The sequence below is a fragment of the Bacillus sp. B1-WWTP-T-0.5-Post-4 genome (assembly GCF_009183795.1).
In the GTDB taxonomy this organism is placed as follows: domain Bacteria; phylum Bacillota; class Bacilli; order Bacillales; family Bacillaceae_G; genus Bacillus_A; species Bacillus_A cereus.
Genome location: NZ_WEIJ01000004.1, coordinates 79,111 through 100,983, shown reverse-complemented (window position 1 = coordinate 100,983; position 21,873 = coordinate 79,111). Strand labels below are relative to the sequence as shown.

The window sequence follows — 21,873 nt, the reverse complement described above, 5'->3', positions numbered from 1 at the left end:
TTAAAAAGCGTTAAGTGTTAGACTCCATTTTTTTACCAATGAATTTTAATTGTTTATTAATTTCATCTTTAGATACTTCTTTTTCCTTAATTTTTCTTTCGAGTTTTTCGAGTAACATAAAGATTTTTTTATCTGTACTGACACGAACATCGAAAGTAGGGTGCTCATCACTTAGTTGCTTTTGAAGCTTTTTACGCAGCGGCTTTAATCCAAACCTTTCGTGATGCTCAGGTGTAACTGCTATGTAGAGATCTAAATTTGAATTCACTGCTGTGCTTTTTATAATTTCATCCATAGCGAGAGCTCTTTTTTTCGCTCCTTGTGATATAGATTGATTAAAGGATTCCGTACTCGTCTTTGTTAACTTTGGACCTTTTTCTTTCTCCGTTCGTTTTGCTTCTTCTTTCACTTTTTTATCTAAAGGACTATTATCACATCCGGTAAAAGAGCTAAATAGAAGTGCAAATAATGCGGTTATGAGGCCGAGTTTTCGCATAATTATCATTCCATTTCTATTGCAATATGTAATGTGATAGAAAAAGGATGACTGCATATCATCCTTTTTCTATTTCACAGCAAGACCGATTCGTTATTGCTGTGAGTATTGTGGTTCTTCTTGTTGGACTTCTTCAACGCGTGGGTTTAAAGAATCGATAATCGTTTGTGTTTGCTGCGCAGCTGTTTGGAAAAGTTGCTTAGCTTGTTGGTTATCCGTATCAAGAGCGAATCCCTCTAAGCTAGCTTGTGCACTTTTTAATCCAGAAACAGTTTGCTTTAATTTTGTAATTACAGTCATTGAATGAAGCCCCCTTTGGAATATCAATTCAAAGATTATAATTTGTGAGTTGGGGTGAATTTATGATTGGAAAATTTAGGGGTGGAATAGATTTTATATGCTTTTAGCTAAGGTGCATAAGGTATTATGGGGATATTTTTATTGATTTAGATGGATTTTATTGCTATTATTATGAGAAGAAAATGAAGTGTTTTCTATAATCATGCGCCCATAGCTCAGTCGGATAGAGCGGTGGTTTCCGGTACCACGTCTGCCGGGGGTTCGAATCCCTCTGGGCGCGTCAAAAAGTCCTAACTTACGTTTTGTAGGTTAGGACTTTTTATTTATTCTATTATTTGAGGGTTAAACAAAACAAACTGATGGAAGTCTCATTTTATATGTGTACTTTCAAAATGCCTTGTCTCATTGCTTCTGTTAAAGCTTCGGAGCGTGATCCTACTTTTAATTTTTTGAAGATTTTTGTTAGGTTGTATTCTACAGCTCTTGAACTCATGTACAGTTCATCAGCAATTTGTTTATTGCTACTTCCTTTAGAGACGGATTCTAAGATTTCTAATTCTTTTTGTGTAAGAAGAGCGGTTTTATTTTCAAGTTGTTGAGTCGTTATATCGTCTGTACGTAGTTGACGTAATAACGAAATAGGAAGTAAAGTATATCCGTTTACAGCTGCACGAATTGCCATTAATAGCTCTTGCTGAGAAGCTGATTTACTAATAATGCCGCTGATACCAGAGTTTATTAATAAATTGAATTGGGATACGTATTCAAAACCTGTATATAAAATGATTTTTGCATCTGTTTGAATATGTAATATTTTCTGGGCGAGTTCAATACCACTACAATTGGGCATATTCATATCCAAGAGGTATACGTCAAAAGGTGTAGCGTCACTTTTTATAAGTGCTTCCTGTTCATTTAAAATATATTCTGCTTGCATATCTTCTTCTAATTCAATCATGCTCTTTGTTCCTTCGCCTACAATTTGATGATCATCTACAATTAATACTCGAATCATTATTTACCACCTCGGAACTGTAATGTTTATTTGAAGTCCTTTTTTAGCTTCGGATACTATATGTATTTCTCCACCAATTGATTGAAGCCTTCCTTTTATACCGGAAAGCCCCATATGCTGCTTAGGAGAGTAGGGAGTGTCTATATTAAAACCTTTGCCGTTGTCTCGGTAGTCTAGGAAAATACAGTTATTCTCTTCCCATAAAAAAATCGATACGATGGTTGCCTCGGAATGTTTATCTGCGTTTGTTAGTAGTTCTTGAATGATACGATATAAAGATAAAATTTTGTCAAAATCGTAATGATGCTCTTGAATTGATTCATGATCAAATTGAATTTGAAACTGCACACGTAATTGTGTTTGGGCTAGCAATTCTCTTAATGCACCAATTAAACCAGCATCTGATAAAAGTGATGGACGCAATTCATTACATGTGTCGCGAATTTGTTGTATTACATCGTGCATACCGAAGTGGATTTTTTTAGTTCATTTTTTAATTCTAGTGGAACGGATTTGTTTTTTAGTAAAGAGTCTAGTTTGCGGTACCATACGATTTGATCTTGTAATGCAGAGTCGTGTAAATCTGAAGCGAGTCGGCGCCTTTCTTGTTCAGAAATTTGAAAGAGTAGGCGTGATAAGCTTGCAGAATTTGTTTTGGATTCTAAACTCTCCTGTTCTAGAGAATGAATAATTTCATTAATGGTATACAAGTTTTCGTAAATAAGACGGACGTATGTCGTGACAGTGATGAACCATGATTTTTCATGCGTATTATATTTAATATTATTCACTTTTCTTCCAATCCAGATGTAGTGTTTTATATGTTTAGTAGAGTATAAGTAAATGCCGATGCATCCATCATCCTCTAATAAATCATTAATTAGTAATGCTGCCATACTCCATTTTTTCTTTTTAGAAAGTGTGAAATCTTTCGTTTGTCCATATCCGTTGCATTGTGTATATGTGTTGTCTTTCATATCATATTGAACAAATTGAACAAAAGAAGGTTTCAACATCGAAACGATTTCATTAGTGAATTTTTTCTCTAACTCTTCTGTTTTCATAATAGATGATAGCTGTGCGGTAAACTGTTCAATGTTTACGTATAAGTTTGTTTTAGTCCGAAAGAGGTGATTACGGAATGTAAAATCTAATCTTTCTTTTAATATGAGAAATAGAATGTTTAACGGGAAAATAATAATAAAACTTTGCAGCAGTCGAGAGAGAAAATTGTCTTTGTAATAAATGCTCCAGCTCGTAATGATTGCAATTAATAGAGTTGGGATTAGTGACAGAAATGCGTAATATCGTAAACGATCAAATACAAAATCTATATCAAAAATCTGCTTAGTCGCTACTAAATAAAAATAACCGATTGGAAGAGCGATTAGGAACATAGCTCCAATATCTGCTGAGAGAATCGGTGTACTGAATATTGCATCTGGAAGAGCATAGAGTGTAACGAACGGAAAGAAGGCAATGGAATGGATCGTGAGCATTAATTTTAAAAATGGTTTATGTACTGTATTGTGATATTTGATATAGGCACGGATTAAAAAGTATATGCAAAAGATAATATTTATTGAAAGGTAAATTAGTTCTAATCCATCGGTATTAACTACGGGAAATGGAATGAACATCATTAAAATAGAGAGTGATAGTAAAATGATGCCAATTGCAATGTCGATTTTTAGAAATCTCATAGAAATGACGTATAGTTGTTTTTTCTTGAATAATTCATTCAATAATAAAATGAGAGACATAGGTGTACCTTGAAATACAATACTTAAAATAATGAGGGCGATAAAATCACCTTTACCAGATTCAACTGCAATTAGAAGACTTGAGGAAGTCATGAATAGAAACGTGATCAAAAAGAATGTTTCTCGGTTCAAAGGCTTCTTTGTATAAAGAAAAATAGATAACCCTAAACAAATAAAAGCGAGTAGGAAGGGGAAGTATACAGAAATGATTTTGTCACGATAATCAATGAAATGTTCTGTTCCTTTATAAGTTTGAGTGATATCGTCTTTTTTAACTTGTATTTCAGATGCATTTAGTGATTGGTTTTGATATCCAGGAAGTATTCCTAAATGAGGTTTCTCTTTATTAATTGAATAGATTATATCTCCTTCTTTTAAGTCCGTATGAAAAGCCCAACCGGAGGATTTAATTTTTGCTATTGTGTATGTAGCTGAGTCTGTTTTAGAAATAAGAACGCCGCTATATGGTTGGTTTATTTTATATAAGATATAGCCTTGTAAACAAAAATACAGGATAGTTACACATGAAATGAAAACGAAGTTACGTTGTATCTGCAACGGTTTGGACACCTCTCTTTGTAGGTACATCATTTAATTTCTGAATATTTTTATAATAACATTTAAGAAGTTTTCATACAATCAACTTCATCTGTTGAAATTGCGGTGAACCACATAAGAGTGGTTCGCTTTTTTTACGGTAAATACAGTACGGATTGCGGGCAATAGCATCAGAAAGAAGTCTATGATAAAGATACAACTTAACAAGTTAATGAAGGAGGAAATAGTTATGAAAAAGTTTTTGTTGATGGTAGGCGGGATTGTATTAGGAATGGCGGTTATTTATTTCGTAAAAAGCTAAAAGGAGCTGTTATGGATGGCATTTGAAATTCAAGGATTAAATAAAACATTTGGTGAATATAAAGCCGTTAATGATTTAAATATACGTGTAGAAGAAGGTGGAATTTTAGGGATGCTGGGCCGAAATGGTGCTGGTAAGACGACAACGATTCGTATGATCTTAGATTTAATCAAACCGGATAGCGGCCAAATTCTATGGAATAATCGCCCTTTTTCAAAGAAAGATCTATCTATTGGCTATTTACCAGAAGAGCGTGGATTATACCCGAAAATGAATGTAGTGGAGCAATTGGTGTATTTCGGCAAGTTAGAAGGAATGCCAGCTAATCTTGCAAAAAGGCATGCGTTACAATGGCTAGAAAAATTAGAAATGACACCACATTTAAAGAAGAAAACAGAGGAATTGTCAAAGGGAAATCAACAAAAAATCCAATTGATTTCAGCGATATTGCATAATCCGGAATTCATCATACTAGATGAACCATTTAGTGGATTGGATCCTGTAAATGCAGAGATGTTAAAAAATGTTGTGCTCGAGTTAATTGCGCAAAGAAAAACGATTATTTTTTGTAGTCATCAAATGGACAGTGTAGAAACGTTCTGTGAGGAAATTTGTATTATGAAAAACGGTCAACTTGTATTATCGGGTGCCTTGTCAGATATTAAGAAAAGTTATCAATATAAATATATGACGTTGCAAACGGAAGGGGATATTGAACCTATTCTTAAGGAGAAGAATTTCAATTTTGAAAAAGTTAATCGTACGTTCATGATTAAAGTTAATGATGGAGAGGATGCATTTTCGCTGCTTGAAGATATTAAAACTAAACAATATATCCGAGATGTTTCTATTAAAGAACCTTCTTTACATCAAATCTTTGTTGAAAAGGCGGGTGCATAAGTAATGAGGAATTTCTGGATTGTTTTAGGGCAAACGTACTGGGACCGTGTGAGAACGAAAATATTTATTGGGATGACATTGCTATTAATAGGAGGAGGGATATTCTTATTCTCTTTTCCAACTTTAGTACAAAAGTTTTCTGGAGAGAAAGAAAAAGCAAAGGTTGTATTTATTTCTGAAGTACCTAATGTTACGGTGGATCAATCTAATCTTAGTAAAGCTCTTCCAGAATGGGATTGGTCTTTGGGAGATAAAACAAAATTAAATCAATATAAGCAAGAATTGTTAGATAAGAAAGTCGAAGCGCTCTTTATATTAAAAGAGGGTGCGGGTGCTGAACCAGTATTAGATTACTTTATGAAGCTAGATAATCCTAAGTTGATTCAAAGTGCACAGGTATTTGTACAAAATCAGTATTTTCAAAGTGCGGTAGTTAAGCAGCAGTTATCAGAAGAGGCTGTGAAATCACTGACGATGAACGTGCAAGCGACAAAACAAAACTTAAATAATGAAGAAACAAGTTCATTTTTACTAGTATATTTATTAGTAGCGATTATGTACTTAGCAATCACTTCATATGGAAATGCTATCGCGACAGCAGTTGCATCAGAGAAAGCCTCACGTGTTATGGAAGTGATGGTCACAAAAGTATCTCCTGTCCATATGGTTTTCGGGAAAATTTTAGGAGTCGGTCTTGCTAGTTTGACACAGTTATTTATCTTCTTCTTTAGTATGGCGCTATATATTAAATCTGGAATTTTTAAAGTATCGGATTCGTTTTTTGGAGTGAATATTGATGTAAATATGATTACAGGTGAGCACGCTGCATATTTCTTGTTATATTTTGTTCTCGGTTACTTCGTTTATGCGGCACTTTTCGCAGTGTTTGGTTCTATGGTAAGCAGGCCAGAAGAATTATCTGGAACAACGATGCCAATTACTCTTATATTGATGGGGAGCTTAGTGGTGGAGTTATTAGTAGTGCTTGATAACCCTGAAGGGCTAGTATCAAGGGTGACATCATATGTACCGTTTACAGCTCCAATTAGTATGATAGTTAGGATTATTAATGGGTCTGTGAGTGGTATGGAAATTGCAGCGTCTATATTGGTTCTGTTAAGTAGTATTAGCCTGATTTCTTTATTTGCTGCGAAAGTATATCCAAAGGGTATTTTGCGAAGCGGTAAGAGCTTGAAGTTATTTCAGCTTTTGAAAAATAGTTGATTAGTGGAAGAGAAGATGGGATCTTCTCTTTTTTTATTGCCCGTTTTAATATCTTGTATTAATATTTACTATTAGTACTTAGTGTTAAAAATAAACGTTATTATTTTCTTTCAATATTATTCAAATTTCGGTTGTAAGTTGTAAATCTCATTAATACATATAAATTAATAATATTTTGGAATGGGTGTCTGTGATAGCATTCTCCTTTTACCAAACTTATTGTACAATAGAAACAAGGGGGAGATTAGTTTGAAGGCAAGTCTTTTACAAGAACAAAGCTTACGTTTGGCAATGACACAAGAGTTAAGGCAAGCGATTACAATGCTCCAGTATAATGTACAAGAATTATCGGAGTTTTTGTATGAGCAATCGTTAGAGAATCCCCTTATTGAGTTAGGTGGTTTTGAGAGGGAGAAGAAAAAGAGCTCTAACAACAGTAAAAATACCAGCAAACAAGTCGAGAATCAGATGGAGATCTACAGTGTGGATTCTACAACGATTCAGCAACATTTATTAAATCAAATACAGTATTATAAAATAGATGAAGAAGAGCGAAAAGTAGCTTCTTTCATTATTATGAACATGGATGGAAATGGATATTTACAAGAAACGAATGAAGAGTTAGCAGAGCTCCTTTCTGCACATATTCATGTAGTCGACCGTTCTGTAGAGCTTGTCCAATCACTGGAGCCAGCAGGGGTAGGGGCGCGTAATATTCAGGAATGTTTAACTTTGCAATTGAAGCGCTTACAAAGACGTAATGGATTAGCAGAAGAGGTTGTAGAAGATCATTTCGCTTATTTCGTGAAGAAAGATTGGCGAAAGCTCGTTCAAGTGTTGAAGTGTAGTAATGAGGAATTGCAGAGTGCGGTAAATTGTATAACGTCATTACAACCAAAACCAGGTCTTGCGTTTTCTTCAGATAAACCACTTTACATTGTACCTGATATGGCGGTAAAAAAAGATGGCGATCGCCTCGTTTTACAAATGAATGAGAGAAATATGCCGAGAATTGAAATTCATTCTGAATATAGTGCGCTTCTTAATAATAGTGAAAGTGAAGTAGCATCTTACGTATCAGAAAAGTATCAGCATGTGCAGTGGATTATGCGCAGTTTGAAGCAGAGAAAACAGACATTGCTGCAAGTAATGACTATTATTATGGAAAAACAACGTGATTTCTTCTGGAAAGGTTCAGAGTATTTAAGACCTCTCGCTTTAAAAGAGGTAGCGGAAGAGTTAAGTGTGCATGAATCGACAATTAGTCGTGCGACGCGAAATAAATATGTGCAAACACCACACGGTTTATTTGAGATGAAATCGTTCTTTAGCAATGCCGTTTCGACGATTGAAGATGAAGCAGTTTCTACAAAACGTGTAAAACAATTTATTCAAACGCTAATTGGGGCAGAGGATAAGAAAAAGCCACTTTCAGATCAAAAGATTTCAAAATTATTAGAAGAAGAGCATGAAATTGTTATTTCTCGAAGAACGGTGGCGAAGTATAGAGAACAAATGCATATCCCAGCTTCGTCATTACGAAAAACGATCGGATAGGTGAAGAAGATGAAAGTTGTACTGTATACTAAAAAAGATTGTGGCCTTTGCGTGAAGGCAAAACAAGTTTTACAGGAAGTACAATGTGAATATTCTTTTCAAATCGAGGAAATAGATATATATGAAGATAATGACCTTTTAGAAAAATATCACTTAATGATTCCGGTTGTAGAAATGGACGGAAAACAAGTAGAATATGGTAACATTCACAAAGGTGTCATAATAAACTATATAAAGAATGCAGTTAAGAGTTGAATAAGTTTCTATCTCCTGTTACAATAATACACGTAGCAGGGATTATTTTTTTAACCTATGTGGGACACAAAATGTCACTACGGGACGTAAAGTGACCACAAAGGAAAAATGAACCGATGTAGTGAGGAGAAAAGATATGCGCTCATGGATTCAGAACACAAAAAAATTATTACCTGATCTGCTACCTGTTATGCAAACGAGAATGCAAATTCTTCAATACATTAGGCTCATGCAGCCGATTGGAAGAAGAAACTTATCAGCAAGTCTCGGTATGACAGAACGAGTATTGCGAAGTGAAGTTCAAGTTTTGAAAGAACAAAACTTAGTTCACGTCGCTTCTTCTGGAATGACTTTGACAGAAGAAGGAACAGCTTTAGTTCTTGCTTTGGAAGACTTTATGAAAGAAATTTCCGGGTTAAAGGTTTTAGAAAAGCAACTTAAGGAAACATTAGACTTGGATGAAGTTTTCGTTGTCCCTGGTGATAGTGATGAATCACCTTGGGTCAAACTGGAGATGGGCCGTGCTTGTGTGACTTGTATAAAAGACCGTCTGACAGCGAATAATATCGTTGCTGTGGCTGGAGGAACTACGCTAGCTGCTGCTGCGGACATGATGCAACTTGATTGCAAAGATTTACATATGCTATTTGTCCCAGCACGTGGTGGAATTGGAGAAGGCGTCGAGTTAGAAGCCAATACCATTTGTGCCAAGATGGCGCAAAATACGATGAGTAATTATCGCTTATTGTATGTTCCAGATCATGTTAGCAGCGAAGCATATGCGTCTATTGTGACAGAGCCTTCCGTGAAAGAAGTTCTTGAGTTGATTCGATCTTCCAATATCGTCATTCATGGAATAGGTGATGCGTTAACAATGGCACGTCGCAGAAGTACTTCAGAAGCAGATTGGTTAAAGATTCAGGCAAGCGAAGCAGTTGGCGAAGCTTTCGGTTACTACTTTAATGAAGAAGGAAATGTTGTTCATAAAGTAAGAACAGTTGGTATGCAACTAGAGGATTTACAAAATGTATCTCACGTTGTTGCAGTCGCTGGAGGTTCTTCAAAGGCAAAAGCAATACAGGCTGTAATTAAACAAGGGCACACTTCAATTCTAATTACAGATGAAGGTGCAGCAAAACAGTTAACAAAGGGTTTTACCCTTTAATATAATCCCCCAAGGAGGAAATTCAAATGACTAAAATTGGTATTAATGGATTTGGACGTATCGGACGTAACGTATTCCGCGCAGCTCTTAACAACTCTGAGGTAGAAGTAGTAGCAATCAATGACTTAACAGATGCTAAAACATTAGCTCACCTTTTAAAATATGACACAGTTCACGGAACTTTAAATGCAGAAGTATCTGCTAACGAAAACAGCATCGTTGTTAACGGTAAAGAAATTAAAGTTATCGCTGAGCGTGACCCAGCTCAATTACCATGGAGCGACTACGGAGTAGAAGTAGTAGTAGAATCTACTGGCCGTTTCACTAAAAAATCAGACGCTGAGAAACACTTAGGTGGATCAGTTAAGAAAGTTATCATCTCAGCTCCAGCTTCTGACGAAGATATCACTGTAGTTATGGGTGTTAACCACGAACAATACGATGCAGCTAACCACAACGTAGTATCTAACGCTTCTTGTACTACAAACTGTCTAGCTCCATTCGCTAAAGTATTAAACGAAAAATTCGGCGTAAAACGCGGAATGATGACAACAATTCACTCTTACACTAACGACCAACAAATCTTAGACTTACCACACAAAGATTTACGTCGTGCTCGTGCAGCAGCTGAAAACATGATCCCAACATCTACTGGTGCAGCTAAAGCTGTAGCATTAGTATTACCAGAACTTAAAGGTAAATTAAACGGTGGCGCTGTACGTGTTCCAACTGCTAACGTTTCTCTAGTTGACCTAGTTGTTGAACTTGACAAAGAAGTAACAGTTGAAGAAGTAAATGCAGCATTCAAAGCAGCAGCTGAAGGCGAATTAAAAGGTATCCTTGGATACAGCGAAGAGCCATTAGTATCTATCGACTATAACGGATGTACAGCTTCTTCTACAATCGATGCATTATCTACAATGGTAATGGAAGGTAACATGGTTAAAGTACTTTCTTGGTACGATAACGAAACTGGTTACTCTAACCGCGTAGTAGACCTAGCAGCTTACATGACTTCAAAAGGTCTTTAATTCTTAATTATATAAGTTATCAATGACAAAACGAGGGAGAGGGTTTGTTCCCTCTCTCTCTTCTTTCGTTTTAAAAGCAAATGTGTTAAGCTTTTGAGTGGGTTTTGTCAATCCTAACTAGTAGTCGGAGGGAAATCCAATGAACAAAAAATCAATTCGTGACGTAGATTTAAAAGGTAAGCGTGTATTTTGCCGCGTTGATTTCAACGTACCTATGAAAGAAGGCAAAATTACAGATGAAACTCGTATCCGTGCAGCTCTTCCTACAATTCAATATTTAGTAGAGCAAGGTGCGAAAGTTATTTTAGCAAGTCACTTAGGCCGTCCAAAAGGTCAAGTAGTAGAAGAAATGCGTTTAACTCCAGTAGCAGCACGTTTAGGCGAGCTTCTTGGTAAAGACGTTAAAAAAGCGGACGAAGCATTCGGACCAGTTGCACAAGAAATGGTTGCAGCAATGAACGAAGGCGACGTATTAGTTCTTGAAAACGTACGTTTCTATGCGGGCGAAGAAAAGAACGATGCAGAACTTGCGAAAGAATTTGCAGCACTTGCTGACATCTTCGTAAACGATGCATTCGGTGCAGCTCACCGTGCTCACGCTTCTACAGCAGGTATCGCAGACTACCTACCAGCAGTATCTGGTCTATTAATGGAAAAAGAGTTAGATGTACTTGGTAAAGCACTTTCTAACCCAGAACGTCCATTTACAGCTATTATCGGTGGTGCGAAAGTAAAAGATAAAATCGGTGTAATTCGTCATCTATTAGACAAAGTAGATAACTTAATCATCGGTGGTGGACTTGCTTACACATTCGTTAAAGCTTTAGGTCATGAAATTGGTCTATCTCTATGTGAAGACGACAAGATTGAACTAGCTAAAGAATTTATGCAACTTGCAAAAGAAAAAGGCGTAAACTTCTACATGCCAGTTGATGTTGTAATCACTGAGGAATTCTCTGAAACTGCAACAACTAAAATCGTTGGTATCGACTCTATCCCTTCTAACTGGGAAGGCGTGGACATCGGTCCTAAAACACGTGAAATTTATGCAGATGTAATTAAAAATTCTAAGCTTGTTGTATGGAATGGACCAATGGGTGTATTCGAAATGACTCCATTCGCAGAAGGTACAAAAGCAGTAGGACAAGCATTAGCAGATGCAGAAGATACATACTCTGTTATCGGCGGTGGTGACTCTGCAGCAGCTGTTGAAAAATTCGGTATGGCTGATAAAATGAGCCACATTTCTACTGGCGGCGGTGCGTCATTAGAATTCATGGAAGGTAAAGAGCTTCCAGGTGTAGTTTGTCTTAACGACAAATAAGTAGCAGCCAAAGAAAAAGGACGGTGCAAAGCATGCGTAAACCAATTATCGCAGGTAACTGGAAAATGAATAAAACTCTATCAGAAGCAGTTAGCTTCGTAGAGGAAGTTAAAGGTCAAATCCCAGCAGCTTCAGCTGTTGATGCAGTAGTTTGCTCTCCAGCTCTATTCTTAGAGCGCCTTGTAGCAGCAACTGAAGGAACTGACTTACAAGTAGGTGCACAAAACATGCACTTCGAAAAAAATGGTGCATTCACTGGCGAAATTAGCCCAGTAGCACTTAGCGACTTAAAAGTTGGCTATGTAGTACTTGGCCACTCTGAGCGTCGTGAAATGTTTGCCGAAACAGATGAGTCAGTAAACAAAAAGACTATCGCAGCATTTGAACATGGTTTAACACCAATCGTATGTTGTGGTGAGACTTTAGAAGAGCGCGAAAGCGGAAAAACATTTGATCTAGTAGCAGGTCAAGTGACAAAAGCACTTGCAGGTTTAACAGAAGAGCAAGTTAAAGCAACTGTTATCGCTTATGAGCCAATCTGGGCTATCGGTACAGGTAAATCTTCTTCTTCTGCAGATGCAAACGAAGTATGTGCGCACATCCGTAAAGTTGTTGCAGAAGCTGTTTCTCCAGAAGCTGCAGAAGCTGTTCGTATCCAATACGGCGGTAGCGTAAAACCAGAAAACATTAAAGAGTATATGGCACAATCTGACATCGACGGCGCTTTAGTTGGCGGTGCTAGCTTAGAGCCTGCTTCGTTCTTAGGTCTTCTGGGGGCGGTAAAATGAGAAAGCCAACAGCTTTAATCATTCTTGACGGTTTCGGACTTCGTGAAGAAACTTACGGGAATGCTGTAGCACAAGCTAAGAAACCTAATTTTGATGGTTACTGGAACAAATTCCCTCACACAACGCTTACAGCTTGTGGTGAGGCGGTAGGTCTTCCAGAAGGTCAAATGGGTAACTCTGAGGTTGGTCACTTAAATATCGGTGCTGGCCGCGTAGTATATCAAAGCTTAACACGCGTTAACGTTGCAATTCGTGAAGGTGAGTTCGATAAGAACGAAACTTTCCAAAATGCAATTAAAAGTGTAAAAGAAAAAGGTACTGCACTTCATTTATTCGGTTTACTTTCTGACGGTGGTGTGCACAGTCACATGAACCATATGTTTGCTCTTCTTCGCCTAGCAGCAAAAGAAGGCGTGGAGAAAGTTTATATCCATGCATTCTTAGACGGCCGCGATGTTGGACCACAAACAGCAAAAGGTTATATCGATGCAACGAATGAAGTAATTAAAGAAACAGGAGTAGGACAATTCGCGACTATCTCTGGTCGTTATTACTCTATGGACCGTGACAAGCGTTGGGATCGCGTAGAAAAATGTTACAGTGCTATGGTGAATGGTGAAGGCCCTACTTATAAATCAGCAGAAGAGTGTGTAGAAGACTCTTATGCGAACGGTATCTATGATGAATTCGTATTGCCGTCTGTAATTGTTAACGAAGATAACACGCCAGTTGCAACAATCAATGATGATGATGCAGTTATCTTCTATAACTTCCGTCCAGACCGTGCAATTCAAATTGCTCGTGTATTTACAAACGAAGACTTCCGTGAGTTCGATCGTGGTGAAAAAGTACCTCACATTCCAGAATTCGTATGTATGACACACTTCAGTGAAACTGTAGATGGTTACGTGGCATTCAAGCCAATGAACCTTGATAACACTTTAGGTGAAGTTGTTGCGCAAGCGGGATTAAAGCAACTTCGCATCGCGGAAACTGAAAAGTATCCGCACGTTACATTCTTCTTTAGCGGTGGTCGTGAGGCTGAATTCCCAGGAGAAGAGCGTATCTTAATTAACTCACCGAAGGTTGCAACGTATGACTTGAAACCTGAAATGAGCATTTACGAAGTAACGGACGCTTTAGTAAATGAAATCGAAAATGATAAACATGATGTTATCATTCTTAACTTTGCGAACTGTGATATGGTTGGCCATTCTGGGATGATGGAACCAACAATTAAAGCAGTAGAAGCAACTGACGAATGTTTAGGAAAAGTTGTAGAAGCGATTCTTGCAAAAGATGGTGTAGCACTTATTACTGCTGACCATGGTAATGCTGATCAGGAGTTAACTGCTGATGGCGGTCCTATGACAGCTCATACAACTAACCCGGTTCCTTTCATCGTTACAAAAAATGATGTAGAGCTTCGTGAAGGTGGTATTTTAGGAGATATCGCTCCAACAATGCTTACACTTTTAAATGTGGAACAACCGAAAGAAATGACAGGTAAAACAATTATTAAATAATTTGCTTATATAAAAAGGAGAGAATTTATTATGTCAACAATTATTGATGTTTATGCTCGCGAAGTCCTTGACTCTCGTGGTAACCCAACTGTAGAAGTAGAAGTTTACACAGAAAGCGGCGCTTTCGGACGCGCTATCGTACCAAGTGGTGCATCTACTGGTGAGCACGAAGCAGTAGAATTACGTGACGGTGACAAATCTCGTTACCTTGGTAAAGGTGTTGTTAACGCAGTAAACAACGTTAACGAAATTATCGCTCCAGAAATCGCTGGTTTCGATGTAACTGACCAAGCTGGTATCGACCGTGCTATGATCGAATTAGATGGCACTCCAAACAAAGGTAAACTAGGCGCTAACGCTATCCTTGGTGTATCTATGGCAGTAGCTCACGCAGCAGCTGACTTCGTAGGTCTTCCATTATACCGTTACCTTGGTGGATTCAATGCAAAACAATTACCAACTCCAATGATGAACATCATCAACGGTGGTTCTCACGCTGATAACAACGTTGACTTCCAAGAGTTCATGATCTTACCAGTTGGTGCTCCAACATTCAAAGAATCAATCCGTATGGGTGCTGAAGTATTCCATGCACTTAAAGCTGTATTACATGACAAAGGTCTTAACACTGCAGTAGGTGACGAAGGTGGATTCGCTCCAAACCTTGGTTCTAACCGTGAAGCTTTAGAAGTAATCATCGAAGCTATCGAAAAAGCTGGTTACAAAGCTGGCGAGAACGTATTCTTAGGAATGGACGTTGCTTCTTCTGAGTTCTACAACAAAGAAACTGGTAAATATGACCTTGCAGGCGAAGGCCGTACTGGCTTAACTTCTGCAGAAATGGTTGATTTCTATGAAGAGCTTTGCAAAGACTTCCCAATCATCTCTATCGAAGATGGTTTAGACGAAAACGACTGGGATGGTCACAAATTATTAACTGAGCGTATCGGTGATAAAGTACAATTAGTTGGTGATGATTTATTCGTAACTAACACTCAAAAACTTGCTGAAGGTATCGAAAAAGGTATCTCTAACTCAATCTTAATTAAAGTTAACCAAATCGGTACTTTAACTGAGACTTTCGAAGCTATCGAAATGGCTAAACGTGCTGGTTACACAGCAGTTGTATCTCACCGTTCTGGTGAAACTGAAGATGCTACAATCGCTGACATCGCAGTTGCAACTAACGCTGGCCAAATCAAAACTGGTTCTATGAGCCGTACTGACCGTATTGCTAAGTACAACCAATTATTACGCATCGAAGACGAACTAGGCGAAATCGCTGTTTACGATGGTATCAAATCTTTCTACAACATCAAACGATAATTGTAGAAAATAAACGACAGACCGTGAGAAATCACGGTCTGTTTTTTTATGCTAAAATTGTTCACCCGTCATAAGTGACATGAAATGTTTGAAGAAGCGGTTATAATCAAAATCAATTGCTATTTGATGACTCGGCCAATCAATAAATGGTTTAGATTCTCCTAAAGAGCGAAATTCTCCAATGCTTGCCCCCTGTGCATAAGATTCTGTCATGACAACGATAGGTGATTTGTGATAGGTAAACATAGAGTTATCAAGTAAAGCGAGTATTGGTATTGTATCATGGAAGGGGCTCCCCTTTAAATGTGGTAGGGCGTCTTTATAATATCCGTAGTAATAATGATCAAATAACGGTTTGACAAGTGGAGCTTTTCCTTTTGCCTCAATGTATTCTGCCATTTCTGGTGTAATGATGGAGTATTGAGTGACGTTTAATGGGTATATGTACATGTTAGCTGTGGATTGAAGGACTATATTGGCGGCAGTAGGATCGCCATAAAAGTTTGCTTCGGAAATAGGGGTAACATTACCAGGATGTAAAAAGGCACCGCCCATTACATAGTAAGATTTAATTTGTTTCATTAACTGTTTGCACATGATAAACAAAATTGCTAGGGAGGTAAGTCTTCCTAAACTCACAATAATTAATTCATCTTTATGCTGTTCAATAAGAGGAATAACTTCAAAAAAATTCTCCATTTCTCCGTTAGTCACATTCACCTTTGGAATAATTGGACCGAGCCCCTGTTTTCCATGTACATCCGTAAAAAACGCAGGTGGGGCACCAGTAAGGGGACGTTCTGAACCACCGAATATCTTGATATTTCTATTCTTTGTTTTGTTATTAAAAAAATGAGCATTTTCTACGGCCATTTTTTTTGGAACATTGCCGTAATCAGCAACGATACCGACGATTTCTATTTCATCGATAAAGAATGCTAAGAGGAGAGCCATCGTATCATCAATCCCAGGATCACAAAAAATGAGAACTTTTTTGGGCATATGTTCACCACCTATCTTGTTTATCCCGTACAAACCAGCTTGGTGAGGGCTAATAATCAATAAGGATGAGGGGAATCTCATGGATTAAAGTTTCACTTTATATATATGTAAGTTTAAGAATAAAAAGATTATTTTATTGAAATAATAGTCTTTTAAATTCAGAAAATAAAAACTTTTTATATTAGGTCAAGGTTTTTGACATAATTTTCGTTTAGAAATGCAGTCATATCAAGGTTGTAAGCGTATAACATAGGCTGTTTTTGCTGTCAAGTTGATAAATTGCAGCTTTTTACAATTTATACTATGATAAAGATATTAACAGAAGATCGTATAAACATGAGGGATGATGAACATGAAATTTACAAAGATTCTTGTCCAAATTGCTGCTCTTTACGTGTTTTATATGGTTGGAACTTGGGTGCAAGAAATGTTAAATATTCCGATTCCAGGAAGTTTGATTGGAATGTTCCTCTTACTTGTTTTACTTAGCCTAAAAGTTCTGCCAGTGAAATGGTTCGATTTAGGAGCAGAAACACTCGTTGCTATTATGCCGTTTTTATTAATTCCGCCAACGCTTGGCCTAATGAATTACGGTGCTTTTTTTATGAGTAAAGGAATTTCTCTTTTCATTACAGTTGTAGCGAGTACATTTTTAATTATTATTGTCGCAGGACATACAGGACAATATCTTGCGAATAGGAAGGAAAGAGAGTCGCGATGAGCCAAATATTAATCGGAGTCGGTTGGGTTCTTTTTACGGTGCTATTATATCAATTATCTAAAAAAATCTATAAATTATTTCCAACACCATTCACCATTCCAATGCTTGTAGCAACTGGATTAATGGCTTTCCTATTTATCGTGCTTGATATACCGTATCAACATTATATGGAAAGTGGTGGTGGCTGGATTGCAAAGCTACTTGGACCCGGTGTTGTAGCATTTGCAATTCCTCTTTATAAACAACGTCATGTTCTGCAAAAATATGTTGTACCGATTGCTGGTGGCGTATTAGTAGGTACAACAGTTGCAATCGCTAGTGATTTTGCGATTGCTTCACTTATGGGAACGGATAAAAGCTTAATCTTATCGTCTTTACCAAAATCGGTGACAATGCCAGTTGCGATGAGTGTTTCAGAGCAAGTCGGTGGTGTACCTTCCTTAACAGCAGCTTTCGTTGTTATTGCAGGTATTACTGGAACGATTACAGGACCCCTTTTATTAAAATGGAGCCGTGTTACAAACTCAGTTGGTAAAGGTATCGGATTTGGATGTGCTTCTCATATTATGGGTGTTATGAGAGCGATGAAAAATAACGAACATGAAGGTGTTATTGGATCGGTAACAATGACATTAACAGCAATTTTGACATGTTTACTTGGACCGTTATTTGCGATGATGTTTATGTAATAGAAGAAAAGCGAGAGCGCCTCTATAGCTCTCGCTTTTCTATAGAATTTATGCTACAGTTACAATAACTGAATCTTTGTAGGAGGTACGCCAAGTGCATACGTTATTATCAGTTTTACTTATTATTGTATCGATTTTAATGATTGTTATGGTACTTATGCAATCTAGTAATAGCTCAGGCCTTTCAGGTGCAATTTCAGGCGGTGCGGAGCAATTATTTGGTAAGCAAAAGGCACGTGGAATTGAAGCGGTATTAAACCGTATTACAATTGTTTTAGCTGTATTGTTCTTTGTATTAACAATTGGTGTTACGTACTTCAATTTATAGAATTGAAAGAAGAAGCGTTAGTGAATGGTACTAATGGTTCTTCTTTTTTTGTTTTGCTATTTGAAAGATGTTTCTAATTAGATTATAGAAATACAAATATGGTACACTAGATATAGAAAGAATACGACTAGATTACAGAAGAGAAAGAGGAGAAATACATGATGAAATTAGCATCTCCGAAACCATTTACATTTGAGGGTGGAGACCGCGCTGTTTTATTACTACATGGATTCACAGGGAACTCAGCTGATGTACGTATGTTAGGGCGTTTCTTAGAAAAGAAAGGCTATACTTGTCATGCGCCAATTTATAAAGGGCACGGTGTACCACCAGAAGAGCTTGTTCATACAGGGCCTGAAGATTGGTGGCAAGATGTAACGGAGGCATATCAGCTTTTAAAAGATAAAGGTTTTGAGAAAATTGCTGTTGTTGGATTGTCACTTGGCGGCGTATTTTCTTTAAAATTGGGTTATACAGTACCGGTTTTAGGTGTAGTACCAATGTGTGCACCTATGTATATTAAGAGCGAAGAAACGATGTACCAAGGTATATTGGCATATGCCCGCGAATATAAAAAACGTGAGCAAAAATCAACAGAACAAATTGAACAAGAAATGTTGGAATTCCAAAAGACACCGATGAATACATTAAAAGCATTACAACAATTAATTGCTGACGTACGTAACAATGTGGATATGATTTATGCACCAACATTTGTTGTACAAGCACGTCATGACGAAATGATTAATACAGATAGTGCTAACATTATTTATAACGGTGTAGAATCTACGTTAAAAGACATTAAATGGTATGAAGACTCTACGCATGTCATTACACTTGATAAACAACGTGACGAGCTACATGAGGATGTATATAACTTCTTGGAGCAACTAGATTGGTAAGATCTAGTTGCCTCTTTTTTTCATAAGGAATTTTTTGTGAAAACTGTAAAAATCATAAGGGGAGTATTGAAGTTTCGCTTTATACATCCCCTATCTTTCGGATACACTAAATAATATAAGGTTTTAAAGGAGGTATTTTTGCTTGGAAGAAATCACACAAGAACATATTGATAAGTTGTTATTATTTATGAGAGAAGAAGCGTATAAACCGCTAACGATACAAGAGTTAGAAGAGGCATTTGGAATTGAAGGTTCTGAGGGCTTTAAAGATTTTGTAAAAGCACTTGTAATGATGGAAGAGAAGGGACTTGTTATTCGTACACGTAGCAACCGTTACGGTCTTCCTGAAAAGATGAATTTAATACGCGGTAAGTTAATTGGACATGCACGTGGTTTTGCATTCGTTGTACCAGATGAGAAGAAAACGGGAGACGATGACCTTTTCATACCGCCTACAGAATTAAACGGTGCGCTTCATGGCGATACAGTATTAGCACGCCTTAGTTCCCAATCGAGTGGTTCGCGTCAAGAAGGTTCAATTGTACGCATTTTAGAACGCGGAACGAAAGAGTTAGTTGGTACATATACAGAATCGAAAAACTTTGGGTTCGTTATACCTGACAATAAGCGCTGGACAAGTGACATTTTCGTATTGAAAAGTGCATCTATGGGCGCTGTAGAAGGTCATAAAGTAGTTGTGAAAATTACGAGCTATCCAGAGAATCGTTTAAGTGCAGAAGGTGAAGTTATTCAAATTCTAGGTCATAAAAATGATCCAGGAGTAGATATTTTATCTGTCATTCATAAACATCACTTGCCTTTAGCGTTCCCTGAAGAAGTGATGGAACATGCCAACAGTGTACCAGAAACGATTTCAGAAGAAGATTTAAAAGATCGCCGTGACTTGCGTGACCAAATGATCGTAACGATTGACGGTGCAGACGCAAAAGATTTAGATGATGCTGTTACAGTAACGAAACTTGAGAACGGTAACTACAAGCTAGGCGTTCACATTGCGGATGTAAGTCATTACGTTCAAGAAGGTTCTCCAATTGATGTAGAAGCAGCGGAAAGAGCGACGAGTGTGTATCTTGTTGACCGTGTAATTCCGATGATTCCACACCGTCTATCTAACGGTATTTGTTCATTAAATCCGAAAGTAGACCGTCTGACATTATCTTGTGAAATGGAAATCAACAACTTAGGTGATGTTGTTAAACACGAGATTTTCCAAAGTGTGATTAAAACGACAGAGCGTATGACTTATGCTGACGTAAGAAGCATTTTAGAAGATGAGGACGAAGAGTTAATTAAGCGTTATGAGCCGCTCGTACCGATGTTTAAAGAGATGGGTCAATTGGCACAAATTTTACGTGAAAAACGTATGCGCCGTGGTGCAATTGACTTTGACTTTAAAGAAGCGAAAGTATTAGTGGATGAAGAAGGAAAACCGACAGACGTTGTCATGCGCGATCGTTCTGTATCAGAGAAGTTAATTGAAGAATTTATGCTTGTTGCGAATGAAACAGTAGCAGAGCACTTCCACTGGATGAACGTACCATTCATGTACCGTGTCCATGAAGATCCGAAAGAAGATAAGTTAGAGCGTTTCTTCGAGTTTGTAACGAACTTCGGATATGCGGTAAAAGGACGTGCGAATGAAGTACATCCTCGTGCGCTGCAACAAATTCTTGAAATGGTTCAAGGGCAGCCAGAAGAAGTAGTTATTTCAACAGTAATGCTTCGTTCTATGAAGCAAGCGCGTTACGATGCGGATAGCTTAGGACATTTCGGTTTATCAACTGAGTTCTACACGCATTTCACATCACCAATTCGTCGTTACCCGGATACAATTGTTCATAGATTAATTCGTGAATACATTATTAACGGTAAAGTCGACAACGAAACGCAAGCAAAATGGCGTGAAAAATTACCTGAGATTGCAGAGCATTCTTCTAATATGGAACGTCGTGCTGTTGAAGCAGAGCGTGAAACAGATGAGATGAAAAAAGCAGAGTATATGGTTGATAAGATCGGTGAAGAGTATGACGGTATGATTAGCTCTGTAACAAACTTCGGTTTATTCGTAGAGCTTCCAAATACAATTGAAGGTCTTGTACACGTTAGTTATTTAACGGATGATTACTACCGTTATGACGAGCAACATTTCGCTATGATCGGAGAACGTACAGGAAACGTATTCCGCATCGGTGACGAAATTACAATTCGCGTTATTAACGTAAACAAAGACGAGCGTGCAATCGACTTTGAAATCGTTGGCATGAAAGGCACACCTCGCCGTAAGTTCAAAGATCGTCCAGTCGTTATCGAGCAGCCAAGAACAGGCAGAAAGAAACGCGGTGGACGTAGCGAGCGCAGTAATGAGCGCGGCGGTGAACGTGGCACAGGTAGAAAATTTGACCGTGGTGGTAAAGGAAAAGGAAGAGGATCTGCATCTGCATCTGCATCCGCTTCTGCTAGCCAGCCAGGAAAAAAAGATGGTAACGGTAAGAAGAAAAAAGCATTCTTCGAAAACGTACCAGGATTCAAGAAGAAAAAGAAAAAGCGTAAGTAAGAAAAGAGTGGCTTCGCTTTGATGAAAAGCGGGGCCGTTTTCTTTTTTCTTCGTGGCTTGAGAGCGAGCCACTTTCGCTTTTTGTATAATCCAGCTACAGTGGCTAGAATGTTTGGCGGCTTCGCTT

Annotated in this window: 19 protein-coding genes, 1 tRNA gene and 1 pseudogene; 16 read left to right on the top strand and 5 right to left on the bottom strand. The window is 37.7% G+C overall.

Annotated features, from left to right (window positions below):
* Positions 1-10: 10 nt before the first annotated feature.
* Both GBN91_RS14740 and GBN91_RS14735 read right to left on the bottom strand, forming a co-directional pair.
* Positions 11-496: a YhcN/YlaJ family sporulation lipoprotein gene (locus GBN91_RS14740; protein ID WP_001228545.1), complete on the bottom strand. Its 486-nt coding sequence runs from the start codon at positions 494-496 to the stop codon at positions 11-13.
* 93 nt (positions 497-589) lie between these two features.
* Positions 590-796, bottom strand: coding sequence for a DUF1657 domain-containing protein (locus tag GBN91_RS14735; protein ID WP_000216166.1), 207 nt, complete (start codon positions 794-796; stop codon positions 590-592).
* Positions 797-1,000: 204 nt separating this feature from the next.
* Between GBN91_RS14735 and GBN91_RS14730 the strand changes: the two genes are divergently transcribed.
* Positions 1,001-1,076 (top strand) — tRNA-Arg (locus GBN91_RS14730).
* A gap of 93 nt (positions 1,077-1,169) precedes the next feature.
* Here GBN91_RS14730 and GBN91_RS14725 read toward each other — a convergent pair.
* Positions 1,170-1,811, bottom strand: coding sequence for a response regulator (locus GBN91_RS14725; protein ID WP_000621765.1), 642 nt, complete (start codon positions 1,809-1,811; stop codon positions 1,170-1,172).
* Between the two features lie 3 nt (positions 1,812-1,814).
* Positions 1,815-4,165: pseudogene (locus GBN91_RS14720) on the bottom strand (sensor histidine kinase).
* 283 nt (positions 4,166-4,448) lie between these two features.
* On the opposite strand from GBN91_RS14720, the gene GBN91_RS14715 reads away from it, so the two are divergent.
* The 10 genes from GBN91_RS14715 (at position 4,449) to eno (ending at position 15,529) form a co-directional block, all read left to right on the top strand.
* Positions 4,449-5,333: an ABC transporter ATP-binding protein gene (locus tag GBN91_RS14715; protein WP_000863491.1), complete on the top strand. Its 885-nt coding sequence runs from the start codon at positions 4,449-4,451 to the stop codon at positions 5,331-5,333.
* A gap of 3 nt (positions 5,334-5,336) precedes the next feature.
* Complete coding sequence (locus tag GBN91_RS14710) at positions 5,337-6,557, top strand: ABC transporter permease (RefSeq protein WP_001243610.1); 1,221 nt, start codon at positions 5,337-5,339, stop codon at positions 6,555-6,557.
* A 249-nt stretch (positions 6,558-6,806) separates the two neighbouring features.
* The gene (rpoN, locus tag GBN91_RS14705; RefSeq protein ID WP_152121657.1) at positions 6,807-8,114 is read left to right on the top strand and encodes an RNA polymerase factor sigma-54; all 1,308 of its coding nucleotides are present in this window, start codon (positions 6,807-6,809) and stop codon (positions 8,112-8,114) included.
* A 9-nt stretch (positions 8,115-8,123) separates the two neighbouring features.
* Positions 8,124-8,369: a glutaredoxin family protein gene (locus GBN91_RS14700; protein ID WP_000869730.1), complete on the top strand. Its 246-nt coding sequence runs from the start codon at positions 8,124-8,126 to the stop codon at positions 8,367-8,369.
* A gap of 136 nt (positions 8,370-8,505) precedes the next feature.
* On the top strand, positions 8,506-9,534 hold the full coding sequence (cggR, locus tag GBN91_RS14695) for a gapA transcriptional regulator CggR (RefSeq protein WP_001258185.1): 1,029 nt from the start codon (positions 8,506-8,508) through the stop codon (positions 9,532-9,534).
* A gap of 26 nt (positions 9,535-9,560) precedes the next feature.
* Complete coding sequence (gene gap, locus GBN91_RS14690; RefSeq protein WP_000161236.1) at positions 9,561-10,565, top strand: type I glyceraldehyde-3-phosphate dehydrogenase; 1,005 nt, start codon at positions 9,561-9,563, stop codon at positions 10,563-10,565.
* A 139-nt stretch (positions 10,566-10,704) separates the two neighbouring features.
* Positions 10,705-11,889 carry a phosphoglycerate kinase gene (locus GBN91_RS14685; RefSeq protein ID WP_001036350.1) on the top strand — a complete coding sequence of 395 codons (1,185 nt, stop codon included), beginning with the start codon at positions 10,705-10,707 and terminating at the stop codon, positions 11,887-11,889.
* 32 nt (positions 11,890-11,921) lie between these two features.
* Positions 11,922-12,677, top strand: coding sequence for a triose-phosphate isomerase (gene tpiA, locus GBN91_RS14680; protein ID WP_001231038.1), 756 nt, complete (start codon positions 11,922-11,924; stop codon positions 12,675-12,677).
* A complete protein-coding gene (gene gpmI / locus GBN91_RS14675; protein ID WP_001231158.1) occupies positions 12,674-14,203 on the top strand; it encodes a 2,3-bisphosphoglycerate-independent phosphoglycerate mutase in 1,530 nt (509 codons plus the stop codon). Before tpiA ends, gpmI begins: the two co-directional genes overlap by 4 nt.
* A 30-nt stretch (positions 14,204-14,233) precedes the next feature.
* Entirely contained in the window at positions 14,234-15,529 is a 1,296-nt protein-coding gene (gene eno, locus GBN91_RS14670) for a phosphopyruvate hydratase (protein ID WP_000103951.1), read from the top strand.
* A gap of 51 nt (positions 15,530-15,580) precedes the next feature.
* On the opposite strand, the gene GBN91_RS14665 is transcribed toward eno, so the two are convergent.
* On the bottom strand, positions 15,581-16,531 hold the full coding sequence (locus GBN91_RS14665; protein WP_016123756.1) for a nucleoside hydrolase: 951 nt from the start codon (positions 16,529-16,531) through the stop codon (positions 15,581-15,583).
* 352 nt (positions 16,532-16,883) lie between these two features.
* Between GBN91_RS14665 and GBN91_RS14660 the strand changes: the two genes are divergently transcribed.
* The 5 genes from GBN91_RS14660 to rnr all read left to right on the top strand — a co-directional run bounded on the left by GBN91_RS14660 (position 16,884) and on the right by rnr (position 21,746).
* Complete coding sequence (locus GBN91_RS14660) at positions 16,884-17,252, top strand: CidA/LrgA family holin-like protein (protein WP_000673222.1); 369 nt, start codon at positions 16,884-16,886, stop codon at positions 17,250-17,252.
* Positions 17,249-17,941 carry an LrgB family protein gene (locus GBN91_RS14655; protein ID WP_000078309.1) on the top strand — a complete coding sequence of 231 codons (693 nt, stop codon included), beginning with the start codon at positions 17,249-17,251 and terminating at the stop codon, positions 17,939-17,941. The genes GBN91_RS14660 and GBN91_RS14655 overlap by 4 nt, the downstream gene beginning before the upstream one ends.
* Before the next feature lie 94 nt (positions 17,942-18,035).
* Positions 18,036-18,269, top strand: coding sequence for a preprotein translocase subunit SecG (gene secG / locus GBN91_RS14650; RefSeq protein WP_000557264.1), 234 nt, complete (start codon positions 18,036-18,038; stop codon positions 18,267-18,269).
* 161 nt (positions 18,270-18,430) lie between these two features.
* Complete coding sequence (estA, locus tag GBN91_RS14645; RefSeq protein WP_179951853.1) at positions 18,431-19,171, top strand: carboxylesterase; 741 nt, start codon at positions 18,431-18,433, stop codon at positions 19,169-19,171.
* A gap of 142 nt (positions 19,172-19,313) precedes the next feature.
* Complete coding sequence (rnr, locus tag GBN91_RS14640) at positions 19,314-21,746, top strand: ribonuclease R (protein WP_152121655.1); 2,433 nt, start codon at positions 19,314-19,316, stop codon at positions 21,744-21,746.
* Positions 21,747-21,873: the final 127 nt, after the last annotated feature.

Coding starts and splice junctions, on each gene's coding strand:
- GBN91_RS14735 (WP_000216166.1), bottom strand. CDS start 796: ATGACTGTAATTACAAAATTAAAGCAAACTGTTTCTGGATTAAAAAGT.
- estA (WP_179951853.1), top strand. CDS start 18,431: ATGAAATTAGCATCTCCGAAACCATTTACATTTGAGGGTGGAGACCGC.
- GBN91_RS14655 (WP_000078309.1), top strand. CDS start 17,249: ATGAGCCAAATATTAATCGGAGTCGGTTGGGTTCTTTTTACGGTGCTA.
- eno (WP_000103951.1), top strand. CDS start 14,234: ATGTCAACAATTATTGATGTTTATGCTCGCGAAGTCCTTGACTCTCGT.
- GBN91_RS14725 (WP_000621765.1), bottom strand. CDS start 1,811: ATGATTCGAGTATTAATTGTAGATGATCATCAAATTGTAGGCGAAGGA.
- tpiA (WP_001231038.1), top strand. CDS start 11,922: ATGCGTAAACCAATTATCGCAGGTAACTGGAAAATGAATAAAACTCTA.
- GBN91_RS14700 (WP_000869730.1), top strand. CDS start 8,124: ATGAAAGTTGTACTGTATACTAAAAAAGATTGTGGCCTTTGCGTGAAG.
- GBN91_RS14710 (WP_001243610.1), top strand. CDS start 5,337: ATGAGGAATTTCTGGATTGTTTTAGGGCAAACGTACTGGGACCGTGTG.
- GBN91_RS14715 (WP_000863491.1), top strand. CDS start 4,449: ATGGCATTTGAAATTCAAGGATTAAATAAAACATTTGGTGAATATAAA.
- gpmI (WP_001231158.1), top strand. CDS start 12,674: ATGAGAAAGCCAACAGCTTTAATCATTCTTGACGGTTTCGGACTTCGT.
- cggR (WP_001258185.1), top strand. CDS start 8,506: ATGCGCTCATGGATTCAGAACACAAAAAAATTATTACCTGATCTGCTA.
- GBN91_RS14685 (WP_001036350.1), top strand. CDS start 10,705: ATGAACAAAAAATCAATTCGTGACGTAGATTTAAAAGGTAAGCGTGTA.
- GBN91_RS14660 (WP_000673222.1), top strand. CDS start 16,884: ATGAAATTTACAAAGATTCTTGTCCAAATTGCTGCTCTTTACGTGTTT.
- gap (WP_000161236.1), top strand. CDS start 9,561: ATGACTAAAATTGGTATTAATGGATTTGGACGTATCGGACGTAACGTA.
- GBN91_RS14665 (WP_016123756.1), bottom strand. CDS start 16,531: ATGCCCAAAAAAGTTCTCATTTTTTGTGATCCTGGGATTGATGATACG.
- GBN91_RS14740 (WP_001228545.1), bottom strand. CDS start 496: ATGCGAAAACTCGGCCTCATAACCGCATTATTTGCACTTCTATTTAGC.